The organism is Streptomyces sp. NPDC021356, from assembly GCF_040641015.1.
Taxonomy (GTDB): domain Bacteria; phylum Actinomycetota; class Actinomycetes; order Streptomycetales; family Streptomycetaceae; genus Streptomyces.
Genome location: NZ_JBFACU010000016.1, coordinates 55,861 through 79,716 on the forward strand (window position 1 = coordinate 55,861; position 23,856 = coordinate 79,716).

Annotated in this window: 36 protein-coding genes and 1 pseudogene; 36 read left to right on the forward strand and 1 reads right to left on the reverse strand. The window is 67.9% G+C overall.

Annotated features, from left to right (window positions below; genetic code table 11):
• Positions 1–14: 14 nt before the first annotated feature.
• Positions 15–1,544, reverse strand: a complete 1,530-nt coding sequence (locus AB0G56_RS22435; protein WP_360971995.1) for an MFS transporter — start codon at positions 1,542–1,544, stop codon at positions 15–17.
• Between the two features lie 294 nt (positions 1,545–1,838).
• On the opposite strand from AB0G56_RS22435, the gene AB0G56_RS22440 reads away from it, so the two are divergent.
• The 36 genes and pseudogenes from AB0G56_RS22440 (at position 1,839) to truA (ending at position 23,742) form a co-directional block, all read left to right on the forward strand.
• Positions 1,839–2,390, forward strand: a complete 552-nt coding sequence (locus AB0G56_RS22440; RefSeq protein ID WP_360971997.1) for a MarR family winged helix-turn-helix transcriptional regulator — start codon at positions 1,839–1,841, stop codon at positions 2,388–2,390.
• A 243-nt stretch (positions 2,391–2,633) separates the two neighbouring features.
• Positions 2,634–3,068 (forward strand): hypothetical protein, encoded by a 435-nt coding sequence (locus tag AB0G56_RS22445; RefSeq protein ID WP_360971999.1) that lies wholly within the window; start codon positions 2,634–2,636, stop codon positions 3,066–3,068.
• 9 nt (positions 3,069–3,077) lie between these two features.
• Positions 3,078–4,895, forward strand: coding sequence for an alpha/beta hydrolase (locus AB0G56_RS22450; RefSeq protein ID WP_360972001.1), 1,818 nt, complete (start codon positions 3,078–3,080; stop codon positions 4,893–4,895).
• 70 nt (positions 4,896–4,965) lie between these two features.
• Complete coding sequence (locus AB0G56_RS22455) at positions 4,966–5,451, forward strand: hypothetical protein (RefSeq protein WP_360972003.1); 486 nt, start codon at positions 4,966–4,968, stop codon at positions 5,449–5,451.
• A 463-nt stretch (positions 5,452–5,914) separates the two neighbouring features.
• Positions 5,915–6,223, forward strand: a complete 309-nt coding sequence (gene rpsJ, locus AB0G56_RS22460) for a 30S ribosomal protein S10 (RefSeq protein WP_003948644.1) — start codon at positions 5,915–5,917, stop codon at positions 6,221–6,223.
• A gap of 18 nt (positions 6,224–6,241) precedes the next feature.
• Complete coding sequence (gene rplC / locus AB0G56_RS22465; RefSeq protein ID WP_360972005.1) at positions 6,242–6,886, forward strand: 50S ribosomal protein L3; 645 nt, start codon at positions 6,242–6,244, stop codon at positions 6,884–6,886.
• Between the two features lie 8 nt (positions 6,887–6,894).
• Positions 6,895–7,554 (forward strand): 50S ribosomal protein L4, encoded by a 660-nt coding sequence (rplD, locus tag AB0G56_RS22470; RefSeq protein WP_360972007.1) that lies wholly within the window; start codon positions 6,895–6,897, stop codon positions 7,552–7,554.
• Positions 7,554–7,973, forward strand: a complete 420-nt coding sequence (rplW, locus tag AB0G56_RS22475) for a 50S ribosomal protein L23 (protein ID WP_086726225.1) — start codon at positions 7,554–7,556, stop codon at positions 7,971–7,973. The genes rplD and rplW overlap by 1 nt, the downstream gene beginning before the upstream one ends.
• A gap of 40 nt (positions 7,974–8,013) precedes the next feature.
• Positions 8,014–8,850, forward strand: coding sequence for a 50S ribosomal protein L2 (gene rplB / locus AB0G56_RS22480; RefSeq protein WP_018564806.1), 837 nt, complete (start codon positions 8,014–8,016; stop codon positions 8,848–8,850).
• A gap of 12 nt (positions 8,851–8,862) precedes the next feature.
• A complete protein-coding gene (gene rpsS / locus AB0G56_RS22485; protein WP_003948639.1) occupies positions 8,863–9,144 on the forward strand; it encodes a 30S ribosomal protein S19 in 282 nt (93 codons plus the stop codon).
• A gap of 44 nt (positions 9,145–9,188) precedes the next feature.
• Positions 9,189–9,536 (forward strand): 50S ribosomal protein L22, encoded by a 348-nt coding sequence (gene rplV / locus AB0G56_RS22490; RefSeq protein WP_019329637.1) that lies wholly within the window; start codon positions 9,189–9,191, stop codon positions 9,534–9,536.
• Complete coding sequence (gene rpsC / locus AB0G56_RS22495; RefSeq protein ID WP_018564809.1) at positions 9,536–10,366, forward strand: 30S ribosomal protein S3; 831 nt, start codon at positions 9,536–9,538, stop codon at positions 10,364–10,366. The genes rplV and rpsC overlap by 1 nt, the downstream gene beginning before the upstream one ends.
• A gap of 5 nt (positions 10,367–10,371) precedes the next feature.
• Positions 10,372–10,791 (forward strand): 50S ribosomal protein L16, encoded by a 420-nt coding sequence (rplP, locus tag AB0G56_RS22500; protein WP_004927269.1) that lies wholly within the window; start codon positions 10,372–10,374, stop codon positions 10,789–10,791.
• A complete protein-coding gene (gene rpmC / locus AB0G56_RS22505) occupies positions 10,791–11,015 on the forward strand; it encodes a 50S ribosomal protein L29 (RefSeq protein WP_018564811.1) in 225 nt (74 codons plus the stop codon). Before rplP ends, rpmC begins: the two co-directional genes overlap by 1 nt.
• The gene (gene rpsQ / locus AB0G56_RS22510; RefSeq protein WP_037858420.1) at positions 11,012–11,299 is read left to right on the forward strand and encodes a 30S ribosomal protein S17; all 288 of its coding nucleotides are present in this window, start codon (positions 11,012–11,014) and stop codon (positions 11,297–11,299) included. Before rpmC ends, rpsQ begins: the two co-directional genes overlap by 4 nt.
• A 128-nt stretch (positions 11,300–11,427) precedes the next feature.
• On the forward strand, positions 11,428–11,796 hold the full coding sequence (rplN, locus tag AB0G56_RS22515) for a 50S ribosomal protein L14 (protein ID WP_003998823.1): 369 nt from the start codon (positions 11,428–11,430) through the stop codon (positions 11,794–11,796).
• 2 nt (positions 11,797–11,798) lie between these two features.
• Positions 11,799–12,122 carry a 50S ribosomal protein L24 gene (gene rplX / locus AB0G56_RS22520; RefSeq protein WP_310764877.1) on the forward strand — a complete coding sequence of 108 codons (324 nt, stop codon included), beginning with the start codon at positions 11,799–11,801 and terminating at the stop codon, positions 12,120–12,122.
• Complete coding sequence (gene rplE / locus AB0G56_RS22525) at positions 12,122–12,679, forward strand: 50S ribosomal protein L5 (protein ID WP_018564813.1); 558 nt, start codon at positions 12,122–12,124, stop codon at positions 12,677–12,679. The genes rplX and rplE overlap by 1 nt, the downstream gene beginning before the upstream one ends.
• A 5-nt stretch (positions 12,680–12,684) precedes the next feature.
• Complete coding sequence (locus AB0G56_RS22530; protein ID WP_003948630.1) at positions 12,685–12,870, forward strand: type Z 30S ribosomal protein S14; 186 nt, start codon at positions 12,685–12,687, stop codon at positions 12,868–12,870.
• 213 nt (positions 12,871–13,083) lie between these two features.
• A complete protein-coding gene (gene rpsH / locus AB0G56_RS22535; protein ID WP_026252022.1) occupies positions 13,084–13,482 on the forward strand; it encodes a 30S ribosomal protein S8 in 399 nt (132 codons plus the stop codon).
• A gap of 24 nt (positions 13,483–13,506) precedes the next feature.
• On the forward strand, positions 13,507–14,046 hold the full coding sequence (rplF, locus tag AB0G56_RS22540) for a 50S ribosomal protein L6 (RefSeq protein ID WP_030930490.1): 540 nt from the start codon (positions 13,507–13,509) through the stop codon (positions 14,044–14,046).
• A 3-nt stretch (positions 14,047–14,049) separates the two neighbouring features.
• Entirely contained in the window at positions 14,050–14,433 is a 384-nt protein-coding gene (gene rplR / locus AB0G56_RS22545; protein WP_360972012.1) for a 50S ribosomal protein L18, read from the forward strand.
• 40 nt (positions 14,434–14,473) lie between these two features.
• A complete protein-coding gene (rpsE, locus tag AB0G56_RS22550; RefSeq protein WP_007494753.1) occupies positions 14,474–15,079 on the forward strand; it encodes a 30S ribosomal protein S5 in 606 nt (201 codons plus the stop codon).
• A gap of 2 nt (positions 15,080–15,081) precedes the next feature.
• Positions 15,082–15,264, forward strand: a complete 183-nt coding sequence (rpmD, locus tag AB0G56_RS22555; protein ID WP_009190145.1) for a 50S ribosomal protein L30 — start codon at positions 15,082–15,084, stop codon at positions 15,262–15,264.
• Between the two features lie 2 nt (positions 15,265–15,266).
• Positions 15,267–15,722, forward strand: a complete 456-nt coding sequence (gene rplO / locus AB0G56_RS22560; RefSeq protein WP_030174562.1) for a 50S ribosomal protein L15 — start codon at positions 15,267–15,269, stop codon at positions 15,720–15,722.
• Between the two features lie 242 nt (positions 15,723–15,964).
• Positions 15,965–17,278, forward strand: a complete 1,314-nt coding sequence (secY, locus tag AB0G56_RS22565; protein ID WP_360972015.1) for a preprotein translocase subunit SecY — start codon at positions 15,965–15,967, stop codon at positions 17,276–17,278.
• Positions 17,278–17,940 carry an adenylate kinase gene (locus AB0G56_RS22570; RefSeq protein WP_360972017.1) on the forward strand — a complete coding sequence of 221 codons (663 nt, stop codon included), beginning with the start codon at positions 17,278–17,280 and terminating at the stop codon, positions 17,938–17,940. The genes secY and AB0G56_RS22570 overlap by 1 nt, the downstream gene beginning before the upstream one ends.
• Positions 17,941–18,058: 118 nt before the next feature.
• Complete coding sequence (gene map / locus AB0G56_RS22575; RefSeq protein WP_360972019.1) at positions 18,059–18,895, forward strand: type I methionyl aminopeptidase; 837 nt, start codon at positions 18,059–18,061, stop codon at positions 18,893–18,895.
• A 104-nt stretch (positions 18,896–18,999) separates the two neighbouring features.
• Positions 19,000–19,134 (forward strand): annotated as a pseudogene (locus AB0G56_RS22580) (type I methionyl aminopeptidase); the annotation flags it as partial.
• A gap of 226 nt (positions 19,135–19,360) precedes the next feature.
• Positions 19,361–19,582, forward strand: coding sequence for a translation initiation factor IF-1 (infA, locus tag AB0G56_RS22585; RefSeq protein WP_003948620.1), 222 nt, complete (start codon positions 19,361–19,363; stop codon positions 19,580–19,582).
• A 70-nt stretch (positions 19,583–19,652) separates the two neighbouring features.
• Positions 19,653–19,766 carry a 50S ribosomal protein L36 gene (gene rpmJ / locus AB0G56_RS22590; protein WP_003998809.1) on the forward strand — a complete coding sequence of 38 codons (114 nt, stop codon included), beginning with the start codon at positions 19,653–19,655 and terminating at the stop codon, positions 19,764–19,766.
• A 201-nt stretch (positions 19,767–19,967) separates the two neighbouring features.
• Positions 19,968–20,348: a 30S ribosomal protein S13 gene (gene rpsM, locus AB0G56_RS22595; RefSeq protein ID WP_360972021.1), complete on the forward strand. Its 381-nt coding sequence runs from the start codon at positions 19,968–19,970 to the stop codon at positions 20,346–20,348.
• Positions 20,349–20,413: 65 nt separating this feature from the next.
• The gene (gene rpsK, locus AB0G56_RS22600) at positions 20,414–20,818 is read left to right on the forward strand and encodes a 30S ribosomal protein S11 (RefSeq protein WP_003956432.1); all 405 of its coding nucleotides are present in this window, start codon (positions 20,414–20,416) and stop codon (positions 20,816–20,818) included.
• 302 nt (positions 20,819–21,120) lie between these two features.
• Positions 21,121–22,143 (forward strand): DNA-directed RNA polymerase subunit alpha, encoded by a 1,023-nt coding sequence (locus AB0G56_RS22605; RefSeq protein ID WP_003966937.1) that lies wholly within the window; start codon positions 21,121–21,123, stop codon positions 22,141–22,143.
• Positions 22,144–22,305: 162 nt separating this feature from the next.
• Complete coding sequence (gene rplQ, locus AB0G56_RS22610) at positions 22,306–22,791, forward strand: 50S ribosomal protein L17 (protein WP_360972023.1); 486 nt, start codon at positions 22,306–22,308, stop codon at positions 22,789–22,791.
• A 96-nt stretch (positions 22,792–22,887) separates the two neighbouring features.
• Entirely contained in the window at positions 22,888–23,742 is an 855-nt protein-coding gene (truA, locus tag AB0G56_RS22615) for a tRNA pseudouridine(38-40) synthase TruA (RefSeq protein WP_360972025.1), read from the forward strand.
• Positions 23,743–23,856: the final 114 nt, after the last annotated feature.

Consider the following 23,856-nt stretch of genomic DNA (forward strand, 5'->3'; position numbering starts at 1 on the left):
GCGTAAGCCGGGGCTCAGTGCGCGGCCGCCCCCGCCGGGGCGCCGCGCCGCCCGTGGCCGGCCGGGCGGGCGACCACCAGGACGCCGGAGACCACCGCGGCGAGCAGCATCGCGGCCACACCCCACCAGATGGCCTGCGTGTAACCGTGGACGATGCCCTCGCGCAGCACCTGCGCCTTGCGGGAGGGGTCGGTGAGGTGGCTGCCGATGTACGTGGTGGTCGCCGAGGTGGCGATGGTGTTGAGCAGCGCCGTGCCCAGCGAACCGCCCACCTGCTGCGAGGTGTTGACCATCGCGGACGTCACACCGGCGTCCTGCGGCCTGACCCCCTGTGTCGCGGTGGAGAAGACGGGCATGAAGGTCAGGCCCATGCCCAGTCCGAGCAGCAGCTCGGCGGGCAGGACGTGGGTGGCGTACGCGGAGTCGACGCCGAGCTGGGTCAGCACCAGCAGGCCGGAGGCGGCCAGCAGCATGCCGGGCACCATCAGCAGGCGCGGAGGCGTGCGGGGCAGCAGCCGGGCGGAGATCTGCGTGGAGCCGAGGATGATCATCGCGGACATCGGCAGGAACGCCAGACCGCTCCTGACCGGGGTGTATCCGAGGATGCCCTGGAAGTAGTAGGTCATGAACAGGAACAGGCCGAACATGCCGATGGTGGCGAGGCCCATGGTCAGGAAGCTGCCCGCGCGGTTGCGGTCGGCGACGATGCGCAGCGGCAGCAGCGGGTGCTTGGCCTTCATCTGCCAGAGGACGAACGCCACCAGCAGCAGCACGCCGCCGACCAGCAGGCTCACCACCAGGCTGTCGCCCCAGCCGCGCGGCTCGGCCTCGGAGAAGCCGTAGACGACGGCGACCAGGCCGCCGCAGCCGAGGATCACGCCGGGGATGTCCAGCTTGGACCCGCTGTGGCCCGGGCGGTCGTGCAGCAGGATGACGGCGCCGATCACCGCGACGGCGGCGATCGGGATGTTCACGTACAGGCACCAGCGCCAGTTCGCGTACGAGGTGAGGATGCCGCCCAGCAGCAGGCCGATCGCGGCGCCCGCACCGGCGATGGCGCCGTAGATGCCGAACGCCTTCCCGCGCTCCCTGGGGTCGGTGAACGTCGTCGTCATCAGGGAGAGCGCGGAGGGCGCGAGTACGGCGCCGAAGACGCCCTGGAGGGCGCGGGCGCCGAAGAGCATGCCGGGGCTCTGGGCCGCGCCGCCGATCGCGGAGGCGACGGCGAAGCCGACCAGGCCGATGATGAAGGTGCGCTTGCGGCCGACCAGGTCGGCGATGCGTCCGCCGAGCAGGAGCAGGCCGCCGAAGGCGAGGGTGTAGGCGGTGATGACCCACTGCCGGTTGCCGTCGGACATGCCGAGGGCCTTCTGCGCGGACGGCAGCGCGATGTTCACGATGGTCGCGTCGAGGACCACCATCAACTGGGCCAGGGCGATGATGACCAGGCCCCACCAGCGGCGGGGGTCCGGGGCGTCTGCGGGGGTGTGCTCGGTGGCGGCCGGAGCCGTCCGTATCAGGTCGGTCGGAGGGGAGTCGCTCATTGCGTGGGCGTCGCTTCCTTGGCTTTGGTCAGGCGTGTGGTGGTGTGCGGTCGTGTGGAGGCCGGTGACCGGGCAGGGCACGGCGGCGCGGTCGCCGCACTCGCCGTGCCGGGCACCGCGTCCGTCGCGGCGCTGCGCGAACGCCGGTACCCGTAGAAGGTCCGGTCCTCCGGCCCCGTTTCCCCCGCCCCGGGGAGCTGTTCCACGCCCCCGCGGGGCTGCACGCCCCCACGCCATCGTCACCTTGAAAGATCGTCAGTGATCCTGATGGTCAGTCCACTGTACACTGCCCGCATGAACGACGTGCCTCCCCCTGATGTCCCGGCCCGGCCGCTCGGATATCTGCTGAAGCACGCCTACGCCACCCTCGCGACCGAGCTGGGCCAGGCACTCGCCCCCTTCCGCCTCATCCCGCGGGAGCTGGGTGTCATGGGAGTGATCGCCGCCGCCCGGGAACAGCCGTCCCAGCTGGAGATCGCCGCGCTCCTCGGTATCGACCGCACGACGATGGTCGGCATCATCGACGCCCTGGAGGGCAAGGGCTACGTCGAGCGCCGCCGCAGCGACCAGGACCGCCGCCGCAACGTCGTCACCCTCACCCGGGCCGGGCAGAAGTCCCTTGAGGCGGCCGAGCAGGTCCGCGAACGCGTCGAACGCGACTTCCTCGCCCCGCTCGACGAGCAGTCGGTCGAGGCCCTGACCGAGGCCCTGCTCACCCTGCACCTGGCCCGGACGGACGCGGACACGACGGCCCTCATGGGGCGGTTGGCGTGTGGGGGGCAGGTGGGCGACGCGGGGGAGCGGGCGGGCGAGCGTTCCGCCGCCGCCCCGGGGCACGCCGACTGAGCACACCGCCCCGTGGCCGTACCGTCACGGGGTGCCCGTCCGGAGAACGCCGCAGCCTCGGGCCTCGCCCCTCATCGAGCGAGCCCCGGGGAGACCGGCGGCCGGGGCACGCCGTACCGGGCACGGCCGTCAGCCGGTCGCGCTACCGTGACTCCGATCACCGGGAGCGGCCGGGGCGCACGCGAACGCCATGGTCGGCCGTCTCCGGGAAGTGGCCGCAGGGAAACGGGGAGGGGGCCACGCATGGCGTGGAGCGAATGGGAGCGTGCCAAGGACTCGGCGGCTCACCAACGGTCGTCCCAGACGGAACTGAACAGTGTGCCGAGTGACCCAGGTGGTTCCGGCACGCTGGTTTCGGACCGGCCCGCATGGGCGCGAGCCGGGCACGGGGTCGGCTCGCTGAGAGAAGGCATCGGCAAGTCCCTCGGACAGCTCGCGGAGGGGCAGGACGGTCTGGACGGGAAGTCCGGCTGCCTCACCGCACAGGCTCAGAAGGACCTGTACGACTCCTGGGAGAAGTACGTCAGGAAGGTGAGCAAGCGCTGTGAGCAGCTCGCGGACGTACTGGTGAAAGCCGGCGACAACGAACTGAAGACCGAAGAGGCGATCAAGGCCGAGATCGGCAACATGAAGGTCGCCTACGCGGACACGGCGCCCGTCGGCGGCCGGGGGAAGTGACCTTCGGCCATGGATCTGGCAACACTCAGGGCGATCGAGCCGGCCGAGTTCTCCGACGCGGCCGACGGCTACCGCCGCACGAGCGACGGGGCTGCCTCGGCCCAGCGCAAGGTGGACGACGAGATCATCCGGGGCATGAGGCAGTCCCTGAAGGGCGAGGCCGCGACCGCGGCCGTCGAGCAACTCGAAGCGCTGTCCCAGAACTTCCACTACATCCAGGTGGAATGCGGCCTCGCCGCCACGGCCCTGGACGCCTTCGCCTACGAGATGGCGGCGGCCAAGAAGAAACTCGAAGCGGCACTCGGGGACGCGGAGTCCCAGAAGTTCACGGTCGGCTCCGACGGCTCGGTCACTTATCCGGCGGGTGGTGCGCGGACCGGCGGCCGAGACCTCCCCGAGGGCGGTTCCACCTCCGGGGCGACGGACCCGACGGCGGCTGCCATCAATCGGCAGGCCGCCCACTTCGACCCCAACCCCAATTTCGGCCGCGCCCAGGAGATCGCCGACCGCATCGCCACGGCCCTGCGGGATGCCGCCGACGCCGACGCGAAGTGGGCACCCAAGGTGCGGGCGCTGAAGGCCGACGACGACCTGACCGTCTCCGCCGACGACTGGGTGGACGTCAAGAAGGACACCAGCGGAGTCCTCAGCGGCGCTGACGACTACCTGAAGTCGCTCCCGCATCCCCCCGCCCACGGCACGCCCGAGGAGAACGCGGCGTGGTGGAAAGGGCTCACCGACGAACAGCGGGCCGACTACGCGTCCGTCCATCCGGCCTCGATCGGGGCGATGGACGGCCTTCCCGCCGACGTGCGGGACGGGGCCAACCGCGTGGTGCTCAGCGAGGCCCAGGCAAAGGCCCAACTGGACTACGGCGCCTGGCTGAAGAAGCATCCGGAGCCCGAGCGATTCGGGCCCTACATCGACCCGTACACCGGGGCCATGCCGAAGGGCCTCAACGTCGAGACGCAGGAGTGGAAGGACTGGGAGGCGGCACGGAAGAACGCTCACAAGTCCCTCGACGGCATGAACGCGATCCAGACGCGCTTCGATGCGACGGGGACGAACGGACTGCCCGAGGCGTACCTGCTGGGATTCAGCACGGAAGGGGACGGCCGCGCGATCATCGCCAACGGCAACCCGGACACCGCGGATCACCAGGCGGTCTACGTGCCGGGCACGACGTCCGAGCTGGGAAACATCAGTGGAAGCATCGACCGGATGGTCAAGGTCTGGCACGCGGCTCACGACGAGGCCGACGGAAAGTCCGTTTCCACGATCACCTGGCTCGGCTACGACGCCCCTGACAGCGTCTGGAAAGATGCGCCGTTCGAGCACTACGCGTATGACGGGGCGCCGGCGTTCAACAAGTTCCTGGACGGGCTCGACACCACCCACACCGGCGATACGCACCCGCACCGCACAGTCATCGCCCACTCGTACGGAACGACGCTCGTCGGTGCCGCGGCCCAGTCGGGGCATGTCAGCGCCGATGATCTCGTCTTCGCCGGCAGCCCCGGCGTCAAGGTGTCCAACGCCGACGAACTGGACGTGCCCAAGGGGCACGTGTGGAACGAGGAGGCCGATGGGGACGTGGTTCCGGACATCGGCCGATGGGGCCACGGCGGGGACGGCTTCATCATCCCCAGCGACCCGGACTTCGGCGCCAACCAGATGACCACGGACACCGAAGGGCACAGCGGATACTGGGACGAGACGTCCCACGGGCCCACACAGAGCCTGAAGAACCAGGGCCTGGTCGTCGTCGGGAAGGGCGATGACGTGGCACTGAAGCCGCCGCCCGACCCGTGGGCGCGCGTTAAGTAGCTGCGACGACGTAAGGCTCACCGACGTGAAGACCAGACTGAGCGCCTGTGCGCTCGCTCTACCTCTTGCAATGACCACCATCACTGGATGCGGCATGACTGAGAAAGACTCCGACGCGACTCCGTCCGCCGGCACGAGCACCTCGCGTGATGCCTCCGACGCGATGGAAAAGGTGTCCAGCGGCATTTACGACTTGATCGGTGTCAAGGGGAAGACGTCCGATAGTCGTCCGTTTGTCGCGGAATGCTCGGGACGGGACACGAAGGCCTACTTCCGGATCTTCCACTGGTGGAGTTTCTACCCCGCGTCGGCGAAGGACCTCGACGTGGCGATGGAACGGCTCAAGGCCGAGCTGCCCAAGCACGGGTGGAAGATCGCCACGTACGGGCCGGACACCAGCAAGAACAGGAACATCAACCTGACCGCTGACAACGATCAGCGGAAGGTCGGCGTCAACATCGTCCAGATGGCCAAGAACGACCCGCCGAAGCTGAGCCTGCATGTCGTCTCCGGCTGCTACAAGGTCCCGGATGGCCAGGAGGTCGAACACTTCTGAGCGCCTCGCCCCCGGCATCCGCTCTGCTGGGACCGCCCAGCGTTTGACCTGCGTCACTCACGGGGTAATCTCTTGGGCTCGATTGGCCAGGCTGCCGTTCCGTATGGCAGACTGTCCGAGTTGCTCGGTCGAGTGTTGATGCTGCGCGCCTCCCGCCGGGAGGACTGGAAGCGAGTCCCACAGTACTCGTCGCCCTAACTGCCTCACGGCAGCGCTGGGGCGGACGTACGGGAATCTTCCGGGAAGCGTGAGCGCGGCACCGGCCAGGCACCCGGTGGGTCTTCGATCCCCGGTCCGCGGTTCCGGCAGGGCCGTGCGCATTCCCGCAGGGATGTTCGAACAAGGGACATCTGTGTCAGCGGGAGGGCGACACGCCCGACCGCGTGGGTCGGCGAAGACCGAGGGAAACCAAGGGAACCACCGGGTTCCAGAGCGTAAGAAGAGACAGGACTACGAAGTAGCCATGGCGGGACAGAAGATCCGCATCCGGCTCAAGGCCTACGACCACGAGGTCATCGACTCCTCGGCGAAGAAGATCGTCGAGACGGTGACCCGCACTGGTGCGTCGGTCGCGGGCCCGGTGCCGCTGCCCACTGAGAAGAACGTGTACTGCGTCATCAAGTCGCCGCACAAGTACAAGGACTCGCGCGAGCACTTCGAGATGCGCACGCACAAGCGCCTGATCGACATCCTCGACCCGACTCCCAAGACCGTTGACTCTCTGATGCGACTCGACCTCCCGGCCGGTGTCGACATCGAGATCAAGCTCTGAGGCCCGGTGATCTGAGAGATGGCTAAGCAGATCAAGGGCATCCTGGGCGAGAAGCTCGGCATGACGCAGGTGTGGGACGAGAACAACCGTGTTGTTCCGGTCACCGTCGTCAAGGCCGGCCCCAACGTCGTCACCCAGGTCCGTACGAACGATGTCGACGGCTACGAGTCGGTCCAGATCGCCTTCGGCGAGATCGACCCGCGCAAGGTGAACAAGCCCCTCAAGGGCCACTTCGCCAAGGCCGACGTCACCCCCCGCCGCCACCTTGTCGAGATCCGCACCGCGGACGCCGCCGAGTACACCCTGGGCCAGGAGATCACCGCTGAGGTGTTCGAGTCCGGTGTCAAGGTCGACGTGACCGGCAAGAGCAAGGGCAAGGGCTTCGCCGGTGTCATGAAGCGTCACAACTTCAAGGGCCTCGGCGCCGGACACGGCACCCAGCGCAAGCACCGCTCGCCCGGTTCCATCGGTGGCTGCGCCACCCCGGGCCGCGTGTTCAAGGGCCTCCGCATGGCGGGTCGCATGGGCAACGAGCGGGTCACCACCCAGAACCTGACCGTCCACGCCGTTGACGCGGAGAAGGGTCTGCTGCTCATCAAGGGCGCGGTTCCCGGTCCGAACGGCGGCCTCGTCCTGGTCCGCACCGCGGCCAAGGGGGCCTGAGGTAACCGATGAGCACTGTTGACATCCTTTCGCCGGCGGGCGAGAAGGCCGGTACCGTCGAGCTCCCCGCGGAGATCTTCGGCGTTGAGAAGGTCAGCGTCCCGCTGATCCACCAGGTCGTCGTCGCGCAGCTGGCCGCTGCCCGCCAGGGCACGCACAAGGTCAAGACCCGTGGCGAGGTCCGCGGCGGTGGCAAGAAGCCGTACCGCCAGAAGGGCACCGGTCGCGCCCGTCAGGGTTCGACCCGCGCGCCGCAGTTCGCCGGTGGTGGCGTCGTGCACGGTCCCGTGCCGCGCGACTACTCGCAGCGGACCCCGAAGAAGATGAAGGCCGCGGCCCTGCGCCACGCCCTCACCGACCGGGCCCGCCACAACCGCATCCACGTCGTCTCCGGCGTGGTCGAGGGTGCGACCGCCTCCACCAAGGCCGCTCGGACGCTGTTCGGTAAGATCTCGGAGCGCAAGAACCTGCTCCTGGTCGTCGACCGCGCCGACGAGGCCGCGTGGCTGTCCGCCCGCAACCTGCCCCAGGTCCACATCCTGGAGCCGGGCCAGCTGAACACGTACGACGTTCTCGTCTCGGACGACGTGGTCTTCACCAAGGCCGCTTTCGAGTCCTTCGTCGCCGGCCCGAACAAGGCCAACGACACCGAAGGGAGCGAGGCCTGATGGCTACGCGTCACCCCTCCATCGCCTCGAAGGCCGCCAAGGCCGCCAAGGCCGCGCGCGTCGCCAAGGCGCGCCGCCACGCCGCCGAGGGCAAGAACACCGTCGAGACCCCGCTGAGCAAGTCGTACACGGACCCCCGTGACGTCCTGGTCAAGCCGGTCGTCTCCGAGAAGAGCTACGCGCTCCTCGACGAGAACAAGTACACGTTCATCGTCGACCCGCGTGCCAACAAGACGCAGATCAAGGAGGCCGTCCAGGCGGTCTTCGAGGTCAAGGTCACCGGGGTCAACACGATCAACCGCCAGGGCAAGCGCAAGCGGACCCGCACCGGTTTCGGCCAGCGTGCCGCCACCAAGCGAGCGATCGTGACCCTCGCCGAGGGCGACCGTATCGACATCTTCGGCGGTCCGACCGCCTGACGGCGGTCCGGATCGTCCGATATCGGACGAGGACTGAGAAATGGGTATCCGCAAGTACAAGCCGACGACTCCTGGCCGTCGTGGCGCCAGCGTCGCCGACTTCGTCGAGGTCACGCGGTCCACGCCGGAGAAGTCGCTGGTCCGCCCCCTGCACAGCAAGGGCGGCCGTAACAATTCCGGTCGTGTGACCGTTCGCCACCAGGGTGGCGGACACAAGCGCGCCTACCGCGTGATCGACTTCCGTCGTCACGACAAGGACGGCGTGCCGGCGAAGGTCGCGCACATCGAGTACGACCCCAACCGCACCGCGCGCATCGCGCTGCTGCACTACGCCGACGGTGAGAAGCGCTACATCCTCGCGCCGCGCAACCTGCAGCAGGGCGACCGCGTCGAGAACGGTCCCGGGGCCGACATCAAGCCGGGCAACAACCTGGCCCTCCGCAACATCCCGGTCGGTACCACGATCCACGCGATCGAGCTCCGTCCCGGTGGCGGTGCCAAGTTCGCCCGCTCCGCTGGTGCCTCCGTGCAGCTGCTCGCGAAGGAGGGCACGATGGCCCACCTTCGTATGCCGTCCGGTGAGATCCGCCTGGTCGACCAGCGCTGCCGCGCCACGGTCGGCGAGGTCGGCAACGCCGAGCAGAGCAACATCAACTGGGGCAAGGCCGGCCGCAAGCGCTGGCTGGGCGTCCGCCCGACCGTTCGCGGTGTGGCGATGAACCCGGTTGACCACCCCCACGGTGGTGGTGAGGGCAAGACCTCGGGTGGCCGCCACCCGGTCAGCCCCTGGGGTCAGAAGGAAGGTCGTACTCGTTCTCCCAAGAAGGCGAGCAACAAGTACATCGTCCGCCGCCGCAAGACGAACAAGAAGCGCTAAGGACGGGTTGAGATGCCTCGTAGCTTGAAGAAGGGGCCTTTCGTCGACGACCACCTGATCAAGAAGGTGGACGTACAGAACGAAGCCGGCACCAAGAACGTCATCAAGACCTGGTCCCGCCGCTCGATGATCGTCCCGGCGATGCTGGGCCACACGATCGCGGTGCACAACGGCAAGACCCACATCCCGGTGTTTGTCACCGAGTCCATGGTCGGCCACAAGCTCGGCGAGTTCTCGCCGACGCGCACCTTCCGGGGTCACGTCAAGGACGACCGGAAGTCGAAGCGCCGCTAGTCAGCGGGGTGTGAAAGACCATGACAAACACTGAAGGGACAACCATGGAAGCCAGGGCCCAGGCGCGGTACATCCGCGTCACGCCCATGAAGGCCCGCCGCGTGGTGGACCTCATCCGTGGCATGGACGCCACGGAGGCTCAGGCGGTCCTGCGTTTCGCCCCGCAGGCCGCGAGCGTGCCGGTCGGCAAGGTGCTGGACAGCGCCATCGCCAACGCCGCGCACAACTACGACCACACCGACGCCGACAGCCTCTACATCTCCGAGGCCTACGTCGACGAGGGCCCGACCCTGAAGCGGTTCCGTCCGCGCGCCCAGGGCCGCGCCTACCGGATCCGCAAGCGGACCAGCCACATCACCGTGGTCGTCAGCAGCAAGGAAGGAACCCGGTAATGGGCCAGAAGGTAAACCCGCACGGGTTCCGGCTCGGTGTCACCACCGACTTCAAGTCGCGTTGGTACGCCGACAAGCTGTACAAGGACTACGTCAAGGAAGACGTCGCCATCCGCCGGATGATGACGTCCGGCATGGAGCGCGCCGGCATCTCCAAGGTCGAGATCGAGCGCACCCGTGACCGTGTGCGTGTGGACATCCACACCGCTCGTCCGGGCATCGTCATCGGCCGCCGTGGCGCCGAGGCCGACCGCATCCGCGGTGACCTCGAGAAGCTCACCGGCAAGCAGGTCCAGCTGAACATCCTCGAGGTCAAGAGCCCGGAGACGGACGCTCAGCTGGTGGCCCAGGCCGTCGCCGAGCAGCTGTCCTCCCGCGTCTCCTTCCGCCGTGCCATGCGCAAGAGCATGCAGGGCACGATGAAGGCCGGCGCCAAGGGCATCAAGATCCAGTGCGGTGGCCGCCTCGGTGGCGCCGAGATGTCCCGCTCGGAGTTCTACCGCGAGGGCCGTGTGCCCCTGCACACGCTCCGCGCGAACGTGGACTACGGCTTCTTCGAGGCCAAGACGACCTTCGGCCGCATCGGTGTGAAGGTCTGGATCTACAAGGGCGACGTGAAGAACATCGCCGAGGTCCGCGCCGAGAACGCTGCGGCCCGTGCGGGTAACCGCCCGGCCCGCGGTGGTGCCGACCGCCCGGCCCGTGGTGGCCGCGGTGGCGAGCGGCGCGGTCGCAAGCCGCAGCAGCAGCAGGCTCCGGCCGCCGAGGCCCCCAAGGCCGAGGCCCCGGCCGCTGCCGCTCCGGCTGAGAGCACCGGAACGGAGGCCTGACCGACATGCTGATCCCCCGTAGGGTCAAGCACCGCAAGCAGCACCACCCGAAGCGCCGTGGTCAGGCCAAGGGCGGTACGACGGTCGCGTTCGGCGAGTACGGCATCCAGGCCCTCACGCCGGCGTACGTGACCAACCGCCAGATCGAGGCGGCCCGTATCGCGATGACCCGCCACATCAAGCGTGGCGGCAAGGTCTGGATCAACATCTACCCGGACCGTCCGCTCACGAAGAAGCCCGCCGAGACCCGCATGGGTTCCGGTAAGGGTTCTCCGGAGTGGTGGATCGCGAACGTTCACCCCGGTCGGGTGATGTTCGAGCTGTCGTACCCCAACGAGAAGATCGCCCGTGAGGCGCTGACTCGTGCGGCCCACAAGCTGCCGATGAAGTGCCGGATCGTCAAGCGCGAGGCAGGTGAAGCGTGATGTCGGCCGGTACCAAGGCGTCCGAGCTGCGCGAGCTGGGCAACGAGGAGCTTCTGGGCAAGCTCCGCGAGGCCAAGGAAGAGCTGTTCAACCTCCGTTTCCAGGCGGCGACGGGCCAGCTCGAAAACCACGGCCGTCTGAAGGCGGTCCGCAAGGACATCGCGCGGATCTACACCCTGATGCGCGAGCGTGAGCTGGGCATCGAAACGGTGGAGAACGCATGAGCGAGAACAACGTGACTGAGCAGAACTCCGAGGCGCGCGGCTTCCGCAAGACCCGTGAGGGTCTCGTCGTCAGCGACAAGATGGACAAGACCGTCGTCGTCGCCGTCGAGGACCGCGTCAAGCACGCGCTGTACGGCAAGGTCATCCGCCGTACGAACAAGCTCAAGGCGCACGACGAGCAGAACGCCGCGGGTGTCGGCGACCGCGTCCTCCTGATGGAGACCCGGCCGCTGTCCGCGACGAAGCGCTGGCGCGTCGTCGAGATCCTCGAGAAGGCCAAGTAGGTAATTCCCGCAAGGGAATTCCAGAAGTAGGTTCCTGCGGGGCACCCCTCGCAGGACAGTTCCGCCAGGCTCCGGGGACCGCTCGCTGAGCGGTCCCCGGGGAACCGGCAGACAAACAGGAGATAGACGTGATCCAGCAGGAGTCGCGGCTGCGTGTCGCCGACAACACTGGTGCGAAGGAAATCCTTTGCATCCGTGTGCTCGGTGGCTCCGGTCGCCGCTACGCGGGCATCGGTGACGTCATCGTCGCCACCGTCAAGGACGCGATCCCCGGTGGCAACGTGAAGAAGGGTGACGTCGTCAAGGCGGTCATCGTTCGCACCGTCAAGGAGCGCCGCCGTCCGGACGGCTCGTACATCCGCTTCGACGAGAACGCCGCCGTCATTCTGAAGAACGACGGCGACCCTCGCGGCACCCGTATCTTCGGCCCCGTGGGCCGTGAGCTGCGCGAGAAGAAGTTCATGAAGATCATCTCCCTCGCGCCGGAGGTGCTGTGAGCATGAAGATCAAGAAGGGCGACCTGGTCCAGGTCATCACCGGTAAGGACAAGGGCAAGCAGGGCAAGGTCATCGCGGCCTACCCCCGCGAGGACCGCGTCCTGGTCGAGGGTGTCAACCGGGTCAAGAAGCACACCAAGGCCGGCCCGACCGCCAGCGGTTCCCAGGCCGGCGGCATCGTGACCACCGAGGCCCCGATCCACGTCTCCAACGTCCAGCTGGTCGTGGAGAAGGACGGCAACAAGGTCGTCACGCGCGTCGGTTACCGCTTCGACGACGAGGGCAACAAGATCCGCGTTGCCAAGCGGACGGGTGAGGACATCTGATGGCTACCACCACTGCCCCGCGTCTGAAGCAGAAGTACCGCGGCGAGATCGCCCCCAAGCTGCGTGACGAGTTCAAGTACGAGAACGTCATGCAGATCCCGGGCCTCGTCAAGATCGTGGTCAACATGGGTGTGGGCGACGCCGCCCGCGACTCCAAGCTGATCGAGGGCGCCATCCGCGACCTCACCACGATCACCGGCCAGAAGCCCGCGGTCACCAAGGCCCGCAAGTCCATCGCGCAGTTCAAGCTGCGTGAGGGACAGCCGATCGGTGCCCACGTCACGCTCCGTGGCGACCGCATGTGGGAGTTCCTGGACCGCACCCTGTCGCTCGCGCTGCCGCGCATCCGCGACTTCCGTGGTCTGTCCCCCAAGCAGTTCGACGGCCGTGGCAACTACACCTTCGGTCTCACGGAGCAGGTCATGTTCCACGAGATCGACCAGGACAAGATCGACCGTGTCCGGGGTATGGACATCACCGTGGTCACCACGGCGACCAACGACGAAGAGGGCCGCGCCCTTCTCCGTCACCTCGGCTTCCCGTTCAAGGAGGCGTGAGCGAGATGGCGAAGAAGGCTCTCATCGCGAAGGCTGCTCGCAAGCCCAAGTTCGGTGTGCGTGGCTACACCCGCTGCCAGCGCTGCGGTCGCCCGCACTCCGTGTACCGCAAGTTCGGCCTGTGCCGCGTGTGCCTTCGTGAGATGGCTCACCGTGGCGAGCTGCCGGGCGTGACCAAGAGTTCCTGGTAACAACCCACTTGGGTTGAATCAGGACTCTCGGTAAGCAACTGGGGTCGGCAGGATGCCCACCCCCCATGGCTTAGGCTTGTGGGGTTGGGCGCCTGCCGCGCCCTAAACGACTTACTACGCCGTAGGTCCACCGCGCCGCACCCGTCCCGTCTCGGATCGGGGAGAGGGATGGCGCACCAGGAAACCCCGGCGAGAGAGGCCGAAGGCCAATTCATGACCATGACTGATCCGATCGCAGACATGCTTACGCGTCTGCGGAACGCGAACTCGGCATACCACGACTCCGTGACGATGCCGGCATCGAAGATCAAGTCGCACATCGCGGAGATCCTCCAGCAGGAGGGCTTCATCACCGGCTGGAAGACCGAGGACGCCGAGGTCGGCAAGAACCTCGTCCTCGAGCTGAAGTACGGCCCGAACCGTGAGCGCTCCATCGCGGGCATCAAGCGGATCTCGAAGCCCGGTCTCCGGGTCTACGCGAAGTCCACCAACCTGCCGAAGGTGCTCGGCGGCCTCGGCGTGGCGATCATCTCCACGTCGCACGGGCTCCTCACCGACAAGCAGGCCGGCAAGAAGGGCGTAGGCGGGGAAGTCCTCGCCTACGTCTGGTAGCGGAAGGGAACGGAGGAAAAAGCTATGTCGCGTATTGGCAAGCTCCCCATCACGGTTCCCGCCGGCGTGGACGTCACCATCGACGGCCAGACGGTCTCGGTCAAGGGCCCCAAGGGCTCGCTGACCCACACCGTCGTGGCGCCGATCGAGATCGCCAAGGGTGAGGACGGCGTCCTGAACGTCACCCGCCCCAACGACGAGCGTCAGAGCAAGGCCCTGCACGGCCTGTCCCGCACGCTGGTGGCGAACATGATCACCGGCGTGACCCAGGGTTACGTGAAGAAGCTCGAGATCAGCGGTGTCGGTTACCGCGTGACGGCCAAGGGTTCGAACCTCGAGTTCGCGCTCGGCTACAGCCACCCGATCACCGTCGAGGCACCCGAGGGCATCACCTTCAAGGTGGAGGCCCCCACCCGCTTCTCGGTCGAGGGCATCGACAAGCAGAAGGTCGGCGAGGTTGCGGCCAACATCCGCAAGCTGCGCAAGCCCGACCCGTACAAGGCCAAGGGCGTCAAGTACGAGGGCGAAGTCATCCGCCGCAAGGTCGGAAAGGCGGGTAAGTAAGCCATGGCATACGGGCAGAAGATCCTCAAGGGCGACGCCTACAAGCGCGCCGCGATCAAGCGCCGTCACATCCGGATCCGCAAGAACCTTTCCGGTACGGCGGAGCGTCCCCGTCTGGTCGTGACCCGCTCCAACCGCCACATCGTGGCGCAGGTGATCGACGACCTCAAGGGCCACACCGTGGCATCGGCGTCCACGCTGGACACGTCGATCCGCGGCGGCGAGGGCGACAAGTCCGCGCAGGCCAAGCAGGTCGGCGCCCTGGTCGCCGAGCGTGCCAAGGCCGCCGGTGTCGAGGCTGTCGTGTTCGACCGTGGTGGCAACCAGTACGCCGGGCGCATCGCCGCCCTGGCGGACGCCGCCCGCGAAGCCGGCCTGAAGTTCTGAGCCGGTTCCGAGCTAGCGGAAACAGAGAGAGGTAATTCCAATGGCTGGACCCCAGCGCCGCGGTGGCGGTGCCGGTGGCGGCGAGCGGCGGGACCGGAAGGGCCGTGACGGCGGCGCAGCTGCCGCCGAGAAGACCGCGTACGTTGAGCGCGTCGTCGCGATCAACCGCGTCGCCAAGGTTGTGAAGGGTGGTCGTCGCTTCAGCTTCACCGCGCTGGTCGTGGTGGGCGACGGTGACGGCACCGTGGGTGTCGGATACGGCAAGGCCAAGGAGGTGCCGGCCGCCATCGCCAAGGGTGTTGAGGAGGCCAAGAAGCACTTCTTCAAGGTCCCCCGCATCCAGGGCACCATCCCGCACCCGATCCAGGGTGAGAAGGCTGCCGGCGTCGTGCTGCTCAAGCCCGCGTCCCCGGGTACCGGTGTTATCGCCGGTGGTCCGGTGCGTGCCGTGCTCGAGTGCGCCGGTATCCACGACATCCTGTCGAAGTCGCTCGGCTCCGACAACGCGATCAACATCGTGCACGCCACCGTGGCGGCCCTCAAGGGCCTGCAGCGTCCGGAGGAGGTCGCGGCCCGCCGCGGTCTGCCCCTGGAGGACGTCGCTCCGGCGGCTCTCCTGCGTGCGCGTGCCGGGGCGGGTGCGTAATCATGGCGCAGCTCAAGATCACGCAGACGAAGTCCTACATCGGCAGCAAGCAGAACCACCGTGACACCCTGCGTTCCCTGGGCCTCAAGCGCCTGGGTGACGTGGTCGTCAAGGAGGACCGCCCCGAGTTCCGCGGCATGGTGCACACCGTCCGCCACCTCGTGACGGTCGAGGAGGTCGACTGATCATGGCGGAGCAGAACCCGCTCAAGATCCACAACCTCCGTCCCGCCCCGGGCGCCAAGACCGCCAAGACCCGTGTGGGTCGTGGTGAGGCGTCGAAGGGTAAGACGGCCGGTCGTGGTACCAAGGGCACCAAGGCCCGCTACCAGGTTCCGGAGCGCTTCGAGGGCGGCCAGATGCCGCTGCACATGCGCCTCCCGAAGCTGAAGGGCTTCAAGAACCCGTTCAAGACGGAGTACCAGGTCGTCAACCTCGACAAGCTGGCCGCGCTCTACCCGCAGGGTGGCGAGGTCACGGTCGAGGACCTGGTGGCCAAGGGTGCCGTTCGCAAGAACAGCCTCGTCAAGGTCCTCGGCCAGGGCGAGGTCTCCGTGGCGCTGCAGGTGACGGTCGACGCCGTCTCCGGCTCCGCCAAGGAGAAGATCACCGCCGCCGGCGGTAGCGTCACCGAGCTGGTCTGAAACTCTCGGACGTCTCGATGACCTGAACGTCCCGACCGGGGATACCCACAAATGGGGTATCCCCGGTTGGTCGTTCCTAGGGGGGCGGTGTCGCCGGTAAGGTGGCCTGCACTGTCCGCTTCCACCGGATGCCGCATCATGGGCACTCGGGGCGGCAGTCGTCCGTTGTCCATTCGTCGTTCTCAGTTGGAACCTCACAACCGTCACCCTGACGCACGTGCGCGGGGGTCGCAGGAGGCACCGTGCTCACCGGCTTCGCCCGGGCGTTCAGGACGCCCGACCTGCGCAAGAAGCTGCTCTTCACACTCGGCATCATCGTGGTGTACCGCGTCGGTACCCACATCCCGATCCCGGGTGTCAACTACAAGGCCGTACAGACGTGCGTGACCGAGGCCTCCGGCAGCCAGGGCCTCTTCGGACTGGTCAACATGTTCAGCGGCGGCGCGCTGCTGCAGATCACGATCTTCGCCCTCGGGATCCTGCCGTACATCACGGCGAGCATCATCCTGCAGCTGCTGACCGTGGTCATCCCGCGTCTGGAGGCCCTCAAGAAGGAGGGCCAGTCCGGCACGGCGAAGATCACCCAGTACACCCGTTACCTGACGGTGGCGCTCGCCATCCTGCAGGGCACCGGCCTGGTGGCCACCGCCCGCAGCGGCGCCCTGTTCTCCGGGTGCACGGCGGCCTCGAACATCGTCCCCGACCAGGCGATCTTCAACACCGTCGTCATGGTGGTCTGCATGACCGCCGGTACGGTGCTCGTGATGTGGCTCGGCGAGCTGGTCACCGACCGCGGCATCGGCAACGGCATGTCGATCCTGATGTTCATCTCGATCGCCGCGACGTTCCCGTCCGCGCTGTGGTCCATCAAGAAGTCGGGCAAGCTGGCCGGCGGCTGGATCGAGTTCGGCACCGTGCTGCTGGTCGGCCTGATCATGGTCGGCCTGGTCGTCTTCGTCGAGCAGGCCCAGCGCCGCATCCCGGTGCAGTACGCGAAGCGCATGATCGGCCGCCGTTCCTACGGCGGTACGTCGACGTACATCCCGCTCAAGGTGAACCAGGCGGGTGTGATCCCCGTCATCTTCGCCTCGTCGCTGCTCTACATCCCGGCGCTGGTGGCCCAGTTCTCCGGCGGCAACTCGGGCTGGAAGACCTGGGTCCAGCAGAACCTGACCAAGGGCGACCACCCGCTCTACATCACCGCGTACTTCTTGCTCATCGTGTTCTTCGCGTTCTTCTACGTGGCGATCTCCTTCAACCCCGAAGAAGTCGCTGACAACATGAAGAAGTATGGTGGCTTCATCCCGGGCATCCGGGCTGGCCGGCCGACCGCTGAGTACCTTTCGTACGTGCTCAACCGGATCACCTGGCCGGGTTCGCTGTACCTGGGGCTGATCGCTCTCGTACCGACAGTGGCGTTGGTCGGCTTCGGGGCAAGCCAGAACTTCCCGTTCGGCGGTACCAGCATCCTGATCATCGTGGGTGTCGGTCTGGAGACGGTGAAGCAGATCGAGAGCCAGCTCCAGCAGCGCAATTACGAAGGGTTCCTCCGCTGATGCGAATCGTCCTCGTCGGGCCGCCTGGCGCAGGCAAGGGTACGCAGGCCACGCGCCTGGCCGAGAAGCTGTCGATCCCGCACATCTCCACGGGCGACCTGTTCCGCGCCAACATCAGCAGGCAGACGGAGCTGGGCAAGCTCGCGAAGTCCTTCATGGACGCCGGCAACCTCGTCCCCGACGAGGTCACCATCGCCATGGCCAAGGACCGCATGGAGCAGCCGGACGCCGGGAACGGCTTCCTGCTGGACGGCTTCCCGCGCAACGTGTCGCAGGCCCAGGCGCTGGACGAGACCCTTGAGGCCGAGAGCATCAAGCTCGACGCGGTGCTCGACCTGGAGGTCCCCGAGGACGAGGTCGTCAAGCGGATCGCCGGCCGGCGCATCTGCCGCAACGACTCCAGCCACGTCTTCCACGTGTCGTACAGCAAGCCGAAGCGGGAAGGCGTCTGCGACGTCTGCGGCGGCGAGCTGTACCAGCGGGACGACGACCACGAGGACACCGTCCGCAAGCGGCTGGAGGTCTACCACACGCAGACCGAGCCGATCATCGACTACTACCGCAAGCAGGGCCTGGTCGTGACGATCTCGTCGCTCGGCCCGGTCGACGAGATCACGCGTCGCGCCCTGGAGGCGCTGAAGCGTGAGGACGTCACCCAGTAGTCTCCACGCCGGTCGCAGCCGCGGTCCCTCCTGGCAGGGGCCGCGGCTGCGCTGTGGGCGCACCGGCGCCCGTATGGTTGAAGTAATCGGCCCCCGGTCCCAGAAAGGCCCCGTCCCCATGGTGCAGATCAAGACCCCCGAGCAGATCGCCACAATGCGTGCGGCGGGGCTGGTCGTCGCCGCGATCCACGCGGCCACCCGGGAGGCGGCCGTGCCGGGCGCGAGCACCAAGGACCTGGACCAGGTGGCCCGCAAGGTGCTCGCCGAGCACAACGCCAAGCCGAACTTCCTCGGCTACGGCGGCTTCCCGGCCACGATCTGCACCTCGGTCAACGAGGTCGTGGTCCACGGCATCCCCTCCGACGAGGTCGTCCTCAAGGACGGCGACGTCATCTCCATCGACTGCGGCGCGATCGTCGACGGCTGGCACGGCGACGCGGCCTACACGGCGTTCGTCGGTTCCGGGCACGCCCCGGAGCTGGTCGAGCTGTCCCGGGTGACCGAGGAGTCGATGTGGGCGGGCATCGCGGCGATGAAGCAGGGCAACCGCCTCGTGGACATCTCCCGTGCCGTCGAGACCTACATCCGCCGCCAGCCCAAGCCGGGCGGCGGCCGCTACGGCATCATCGAGGACTACGGCGGCCACGGCATCGGCACCGAGATGCACATGGACCCGCACCTGCTGAACTACGTCGACCGCCGCCGCGGCAAGGGCCTCAAGCTGGTCCCCGGCCTGTGCCTGGCCATCGAGCCCATGGTCTCCCTCGGCACCCCGAAGACCCGGGTGCTGGAGGACGAGTGGACCGTCATCACGACGGACGGCACGTGGTCCTCGCACTGGGAGCACTCGGTCGCCCTCACCGAGCAGGGTCCGCTGGTCCTGACGGCTCCCGACGGCGGCAAGGCGAAGCTGGCGGAGTACGGGATCACGGCGGCACCGGACCCGCTAGGCTGATCACCGGCCGCGGCGAGGGCCGCCGGTCGGAGGCCGGCGCAGCCACTCGAAGCCTGTGAGGCGCCCCGGCGCCGATCCCGCGAGGGGGGCGTCAGAAGTGGGTCGGCACGTGGTCCTCGCACTGGGAGCACTCGGTCGCCCTCACCGAGCAGGGTCCGCTGGTCCTGACGGCTCCCGACGGCGGCAAGGCGAAGCCGGCGGAGTACGGGATCACGGCGGCACCGGACCCGCTGGCCTGACGGCGGCACGGCACGTCGGCCACCGGACCCCCTCGCCCGAGCGGGCTTGAGCAACCCCGGGGCTTGCGGCGTAATGATCTCCGGGGCGGGGCAGACTTTTCCGATTCGTGTTTCCGGGTGCGCTGACGTAGACTGACTCGTCGGCTCTCGTGCACCCGCATGTCCGCATGCGCCCGCAAGGGAAGCAGAGAGAGTCGATCAAGGTAGTCGATTCGAAGGGCGAAGCGTGGCCAAGAAGCAAGGTGCCATCGAGATCGAGGGCACTGTCGTCGAGTCTCTGCCGAACGCCATGTTCAAGGTCGAGCTCCAGAACGGCCACCAGGTCCTGGCACACATCAGCGGCAAGATGCGCATGCACTACATCCGCATCCTCCCTGACGACCGGGTCGTGGTGGAGCTGTCTCCGTACGACCTGACGCGTGGCCGGATCGTCTACCGGTACAAGTAGATCTTGCCCACGTCCCGTGGCCGCCAGGCCGCGGGTCCGCCGGCAACTGACCCGGAGAACCTCACATCCCATGAAGGTCAAGCCGAGCGTCAAGAAGATCTGCGACAAGTGCAGGGTGATCCGCCGTCACGGCCGGGTCATGGTCATCTGCGAGAACCCGCGCCACAAGCAGCGCCAGGGCTGACGCACGACCGACCGCACCCTCTGCACCTGATTCGCAGAGATTCGCGCGACGCGAGCTGAATATGTTCATACGCAGGTCCCGAGCGGCGAGTCCGTCCGCTCGACACCCCCGGTTCGGAGGCCGGGGACCCAGTTCGTACCTCGTACGGCGGCTGGGAACCGGTCCTGCGGAAGACCTCCGAAGATCAACTGGAGCCATTGAATGGCACGCGTTTCCGGTGTTGACATCCCGCGCGAAAAGCGCGTGGAGGTCGCCCTGACCTACGTGTTCGGCATCGGCCGGACCCTCTCCCAGCAGACGCTGGTTGCCACCGGCATCGACCCGAACACCCGCGTTCGCGACCTCTCCGAGGAGCAGCTCGTCGCGATCCGCGAGTACGTCGACAACAACATCAAGACCGAGGGTGACCTCCGTCGCGAGATCCAGGCCGACATCCGCCGCAAGGTCGAGATCGGCTGCTACCAGGGTCTGCGGCACCGCCGCGGTCTGCCCGTCCGCGGTCAGCGCACCAGCACGAACGCCCGTACCCGCAAGGGCCCGCGTCGCGCCATCGCCGGCAAGAAGAAGCCGGGCAAGAAGTAGTCCGCAGCGGACTCGCCGTCCAGCGGTCTTCGCTGTAGGACCGACCACCTCCCGTAGGAGAAGACATGCCCCCCAAGGGACGTCAGGGCGCTGCCAAGAAGGTGCGCCGCAAGGAAAAGAAGAACGTCGCTCACGGCCACGCGCACATCAAGAGCACGTTCAACAACACGATCGTCTCGATCACGGACCCGTCCGGCAACGTGATCTCCTGGGCCTCCGCCGGCCACGTCGGCTTCAAGGGCTCCCGGAAGTCCACGCCGTTCGCCGCGCAGATGGCCGCCGAGTCGGCTGCCCGCCGCGCCCAGGAGCACGGCATGCGCAAGGTCGACGTGTTCGTGAAGGGCCCGGGTTCCGGTCGTGAGACCGCCATCCGTTCGCTCCAGGCGACCGGTCTCGAGGTCGGCTCCATCCAGGACGTCACCCCGACCCCGCACAACGGCTGCCGCCCGCCGAAGCGTCGTCGCGTCTGACGTAGGTGCTCAGGCGGTCCGGCCTCCGGCTGGGGGTGTGGGGGTCGCCCCCCACAATCTCGCAGTACGGCTGCCGCCCGCCGAAGCGTCGTCGCGTCTGACCCTGTCGATCGCGGTTGTCTGCTCCGCGCGAGCGGAGGTGACCCGCGTCGTCGGGTCTGACCTCGCTTCACAAGGCTTGTCGGGCGGTACGGCTCTTTCGGGTCGTGCCGCCCGTACCCTTGCAGTACCGCACCCCGTCGGGTGCGGTCCCGTCGGACGTCAAATAGCGGGCGTCCACGAAAGAAGGATCTGATCCACAGATGCTGATCGCTCAGCGACCCTCGTTGACCGAAGAGGTCGTCGACGAGTTCCGCTCCCGGTTCGTGATCGAGCCGCTGGAGCCGGGCTTCGGCTACACCCTCGGCAACTCCCTCCGCCGCACCCTCCTGTCGTCGATCCCCGGCGCTGCTGTCACCAGCATCCGCATCGACGGCGTCCTGCACGAGTTCACCACCGTGCCGGGCGTCAAGGAGGACGTCACCGACCTGATCCTCAACATCAAGCAGCTGGTCGTCTCCTCGGAGCACGACGAGCCGGTCGTGATGTACCTGCGCAAGCAGGGCCCGGGTCTGGTCACCGCCGCCGACATCGCGCCCCCGGCCGGTGTCGAGGTCCACAACCCCGACCTCGTCCTCGCCACGCTCAACGGCAAGGGCAAGCTGGAGATGGAGCTGACCGTCGAGCGCGGTCGCGGCTACGTCTCCGCCGTGCAGAACAAGCAGGTGGGCCAGGAGATCGGCCGTATCCCGGTCGACTCCATCTACTCGCCGGTGCTCAAGGTCACGTACAAGGTCGAGGCGACCCGTGTCGAGCAGCGCACCGACTTCGACAAGCTGATCGTCGACGTCGAGACCAAGCAGGCCATGCGTCCGCGTGATGCCATGGCGTCGGCCGGCAAGACCCTGGTCGAGCTGTTCGGTCTGGCCCGTGAGCTGAACATCGACGCCGAGGGCATCGACATGGGCCCGTCCCCGACGGACGCCGCCCTGGCCGCCGACCTGGCGCTGCCGATCGAGGAGCTGGAGCTCACCGTCCGTTCGTACAACTGCCTCAAGCGCGAGGGCATCCACTCCGTGGGTGAGCTGGTCGCCCGCTCCGAGGCCGATCTGCTCGACATCCGCAACTTCGGTGCGAAGTCGATCGACGAGGTCAAGGCGAAGCTGGCCGGTATGGGCCTGGCCCTCAAGGACAGCCCGCCCGGATTCGACCCGACCGCCGCCGCGGACGCCTTCGGCGCGGACGACGACGCGGACGCCGGGTTCGTCGAGACCGAGCAGTACTGAGCGCTCCGCGAGGAGGCCGGTTCTGCGGCTGCGGGCCCGCTGCGGCTGGTCGCGCAGTTCCCTGCGCCCCTTGGGGGCGCAGGGTCTCCGACAGGCGACCGCCTGCTCGGATACTGACCCCGGTACCTGATACGGCCGGGGCAGACACCTAGGAGAAACATCATGCCGAGGCCCACCAAGGGTGCCCGTCTGGGCGGCAGCGCCGCGCACGAGAAGCTGCTCCTCGCGAACCTCGCGAAGAGCCTCTTCGAGCACGGCCGTATCACCACCACCGAGGCGAAGGCCCGCCGCCTGCGTCCGTACGCCGAGCGTCTGGTCACCAAGGCGAAGAAGGGCGACCTTCACAACCGCCGTCAGGTGCTCCAGGTCATCACGGACAAGAGCGTCGTCCACACGCTCTTCACCGAGATCGGCCCGCGGTACGAGAACCGTCCCGGTGGTTACACCCGCATCACCAAGATCGGCAACCGCCGTGGCGACAACGCGCCCATGGCCGTCATCGAGCTGGTCGAGGCGCTGACGGTGCAGCAGCAGGCCACCGGCGAGGCCGAGGCCGCCACCAAGCGCGCGGTCAAGGAGGCCGAGGAGGCCAAGGTCGAGCAGACCGAGGCCACCGAGGCTGCGGCCGAGGAGTCCAAGGACGCCTGAGGCTCCGGCTGACGCCTGAAGCGGGCCCGCCCCTCACGGGGGGCGGGCCCGCTTCCGTCTTTTTGGCACCGGCGGGTGCCCTGAGAGGATTCCCGTGTGAGTGACGAACCAGAGCCCGGCCAGGTCCGTGTCCGCCTCGACCTGTCCTACGACGGCAGCGACTTCCACGGCTGGGCCAAGCAGGCCGGCGGGAAGCGGACCGTGCAGGGCGAGATCGAGGACGCGCTGCGCACGGTCACGCGGTCCCGTCGGACCTACGAGCTGACCGTCGCCGGACGGACCGACGCCGGGGTGCACGCGCGCGGCCAGGTGGCCCACGTGGACCTGCCGGAGGAGGTCTGGCGCGAGCACCACGAGAAGCTGCTCAAGCGGCTCGCCGGGCGGCTGCCCAAGGACGTACGGGTGTGGGCGCTGAGGCCCGCGCCGAGCGGCTTCAACGCCCGGTTCGCCGCCGTCTGGCGCCGGTACGCCTACCGGGTCACCGACAACCCCGGCGGCGTCGATCCGCTGCTGCGGGGGCACGTGCTGTGGCACGACTGGCCGCTGGACGTCGAGGCGATGAACGAGGCCGCCCGGCCGCTGCTCGGCGAGCACGACTTCGCCGCCTACTGCAAGAAGCGCGAGGGCGCGACGACCATCCGCACGCTCCAGGAGCTGAGCCTTCGGCGCGGCGACGACGGGATCGTCACGGCCACCGTCCGCGCCGACGCCTTCTGCCACAACATGGTGCGCTCCCTGATCGGGGCGCTGCTCTTCGTCGGGGACGGCCACCGTCCGCCGGACTGGCCCGGGAAGGTGCTGGCCGCGGGCGTACGGGACTCCGCGGTGCACGTCGTACGGCCGCACGGGCTGACCCTGGAGGAGGTCGGCTACCCGGCCGACGAGCTGCTGGCCGCGCGCAGCCGCGAGGCGCGCAACAAGCGGTCGCTGCCGGCCACCGGCTGCTGCTGATCCCGGCCCGCTCACCCTGCGTGACGGTACGGTCGGTGCCGCGCGGGAACTCGCGGGAACGGCCCGCTCGCCGTACGGCAGCGGCGGCGCACGTACGGCGAGGAGGGCGGAACC

Bases quoted from the DNA above. Each gene is read 5' to 3' on its own strand.
- rplO (WP_030174562.1), top strand. From the start codon at position 15,267: ATGGCGGAGCAGAACCCGCTCAAGATCCACAACCTCCGTCCCGCCCCG.
- rplQ (WP_360972023.1), top strand. From the start codon at position 22,306: ATGCCGAGGCCCACCAAGGGTGCCCGTCTGGGCGGCAGCGCCGCGCAC.
- rplR (WP_360972012.1), top strand. From the start codon at position 14,050: ATGGCATACGGGCAGAAGATCCTCAAGGGCGACGCCTACAAGCGCGCC.
- rplC (WP_360972005.1), top strand. From the start codon at position 6,242: ATGGCTAAGCAGATCAAGGGCATCCTGGGCGAGAAGCTCGGCATGACG.
- rplF (WP_030930490.1), top strand. From the start codon at position 13,507: ATGTCGCGTATTGGCAAGCTCCCCATCACGGTTCCCGCCGGCGTGGAC.
- rplV (WP_019329637.1), top strand. From the start codon at position 9,189: ATGGAAGCCAGGGCCCAGGCGCGGTACATCCGCGTCACGCCCATGAAG.
- rpsM (WP_360972021.1), top strand. From the start codon at position 19,968: ATGGCACGCGTTTCCGGTGTTGACATCCCGCGCGAAAAGCGCGTGGAG.
- rplB (WP_018564806.1), top strand. From the start codon at position 8,014: ATGGGTATCCGCAAGTACAAGCCGACGACTCCTGGCCGTCGTGGCGCC.
- rpmC (WP_018564811.1), top strand. From the start codon at position 10,791: ATGTCGGCCGGTACCAAGGCGTCCGAGCTGCGCGAGCTGGGCAACGAG.
- AB0G56_RS22530 (WP_003948630.1), top strand. From the start codon at position 12,685: ATGGCGAAGAAGGCTCTCATCGCGAAGGCTGCTCGCAAGCCCAAGTTC.
- rpsJ (WP_003948644.1), top strand. From the start codon at position 5,915: ATGGCGGGACAGAAGATCCGCATCCGGCTCAAGGCCTACGACCACGAG.
- rplP (WP_004927269.1), top strand. From the start codon at position 10,372: ATGCTGATCCCCCGTAGGGTCAAGCACCGCAAGCAGCACCACCCGAAG.
- AB0G56_RS22440 (WP_360971997.1), top strand. From the start codon at position 1,839: ATGAACGACGTGCCTCCCCCTGATGTCCCGGCCCGGCCGCTCGGATAT.
- AB0G56_RS22455 (WP_360972003.1), top strand. From the start codon at position 4,966: ATGACCACCATCACTGGATGCGGCATGACTGAGAAAGACTCCGACGCG.
- map (WP_360972019.1), top strand. From the start codon at position 18,059: ATGGTGCAGATCAAGACCCCCGAGCAGATCGCCACAATGCGTGCGGCG.
- AB0G56_RS22605 (WP_003966937.1), top strand. From the start codon at position 21,121: ATGCTGATCGCTCAGCGACCCTCGTTGACCGAAGAGGTCGTCGACGAG.
- rpsQ (WP_037858420.1), top strand. From the start codon at position 11,012: ATGAGCGAGAACAACGTGACTGAGCAGAACTCCGAGGCGCGCGGCTTC.
- rplW (WP_086726225.1), top strand. From the start codon at position 7,554: ATGGCTACGCGTCACCCCTCCATCGCCTCGAAGGCCGCCAAGGCCGCC.
- rpmJ (WP_003998809.1), top strand. From the start codon at position 19,653: ATGAAGGTCAAGCCGAGCGTCAAGAAGATCTGCGACAAGTGCAGGGTG.
- rpmD (WP_009190145.1), top strand. From the start codon at position 15,082: ATGGCGCAGCTCAAGATCACGCAGACGAAGTCCTACATCGGCAGCAAG.
- rpsC (WP_018564809.1), top strand. From the start codon at position 9,536: ATGGGCCAGAAGGTAAACCCGCACGGGTTCCGGCTCGGTGTCACCACC.
- rplX (WP_310764877.1), top strand. From the start codon at position 11,799: ATGAAGATCAAGAAGGGCGACCTGGTCCAGGTCATCACCGGTAAGGAC.
- rpsK (WP_003956432.1), top strand. From the start codon at position 20,414: ATGCCCCCCAAGGGACGTCAGGGCGCTGCCAAGAAGGTGCGCCGCAAG.
- AB0G56_RS22445 (WP_360971999.1), top strand. From the start codon at position 2,634: ATGGCGTGGAGCGAATGGGAGCGTGCCAAGGACTCGGCGGCTCACCAA.
- rpsS (WP_003948639.1), top strand. From the start codon at position 8,863: ATGCCTCGTAGCTTGAAGAAGGGGCCTTTCGTCGACGACCACCTGATC.
- rpsE (WP_007494753.1), top strand. From the start codon at position 14,474: ATGGCTGGACCCCAGCGCCGCGGTGGCGGTGCCGGTGGCGGCGAGCGG.
- rplE (WP_018564813.1), top strand. From the start codon at position 12,122: ATGGCTACCACCACTGCCCCGCGTCTGAAGCAGAAGTACCGCGGCGAG.
- AB0G56_RS22435 (WP_360971995.1), bottom strand. From the start codon at position 1,544: ATGAGCGACTCCCCTCCGACCGACCTGATACGGACGGCTCCGGCCGCC.
- rplD (WP_360972007.1), top strand. From the start codon at position 6,895: ATGAGCACTGTTGACATCCTTTCGCCGGCGGGCGAGAAGGCCGGTACC.
- AB0G56_RS22570 (WP_360972017.1), top strand. From the start codon at position 17,278: ATGCGAATCGTCCTCGTCGGGCCGCCTGGCGCAGGCAAGGGTACGCAG.
- AB0G56_RS22450 (WP_360972001.1), top strand. From the start codon at position 3,078: ATGGATCTGGCAACACTCAGGGCGATCGAGCCGGCCGAGTTCTCCGAC.
- rpsH (WP_026252022.1), top strand. From the start codon at position 13,084: ATGACCATGACTGATCCGATCGCAGACATGCTTACGCGTCTGCGGAAC.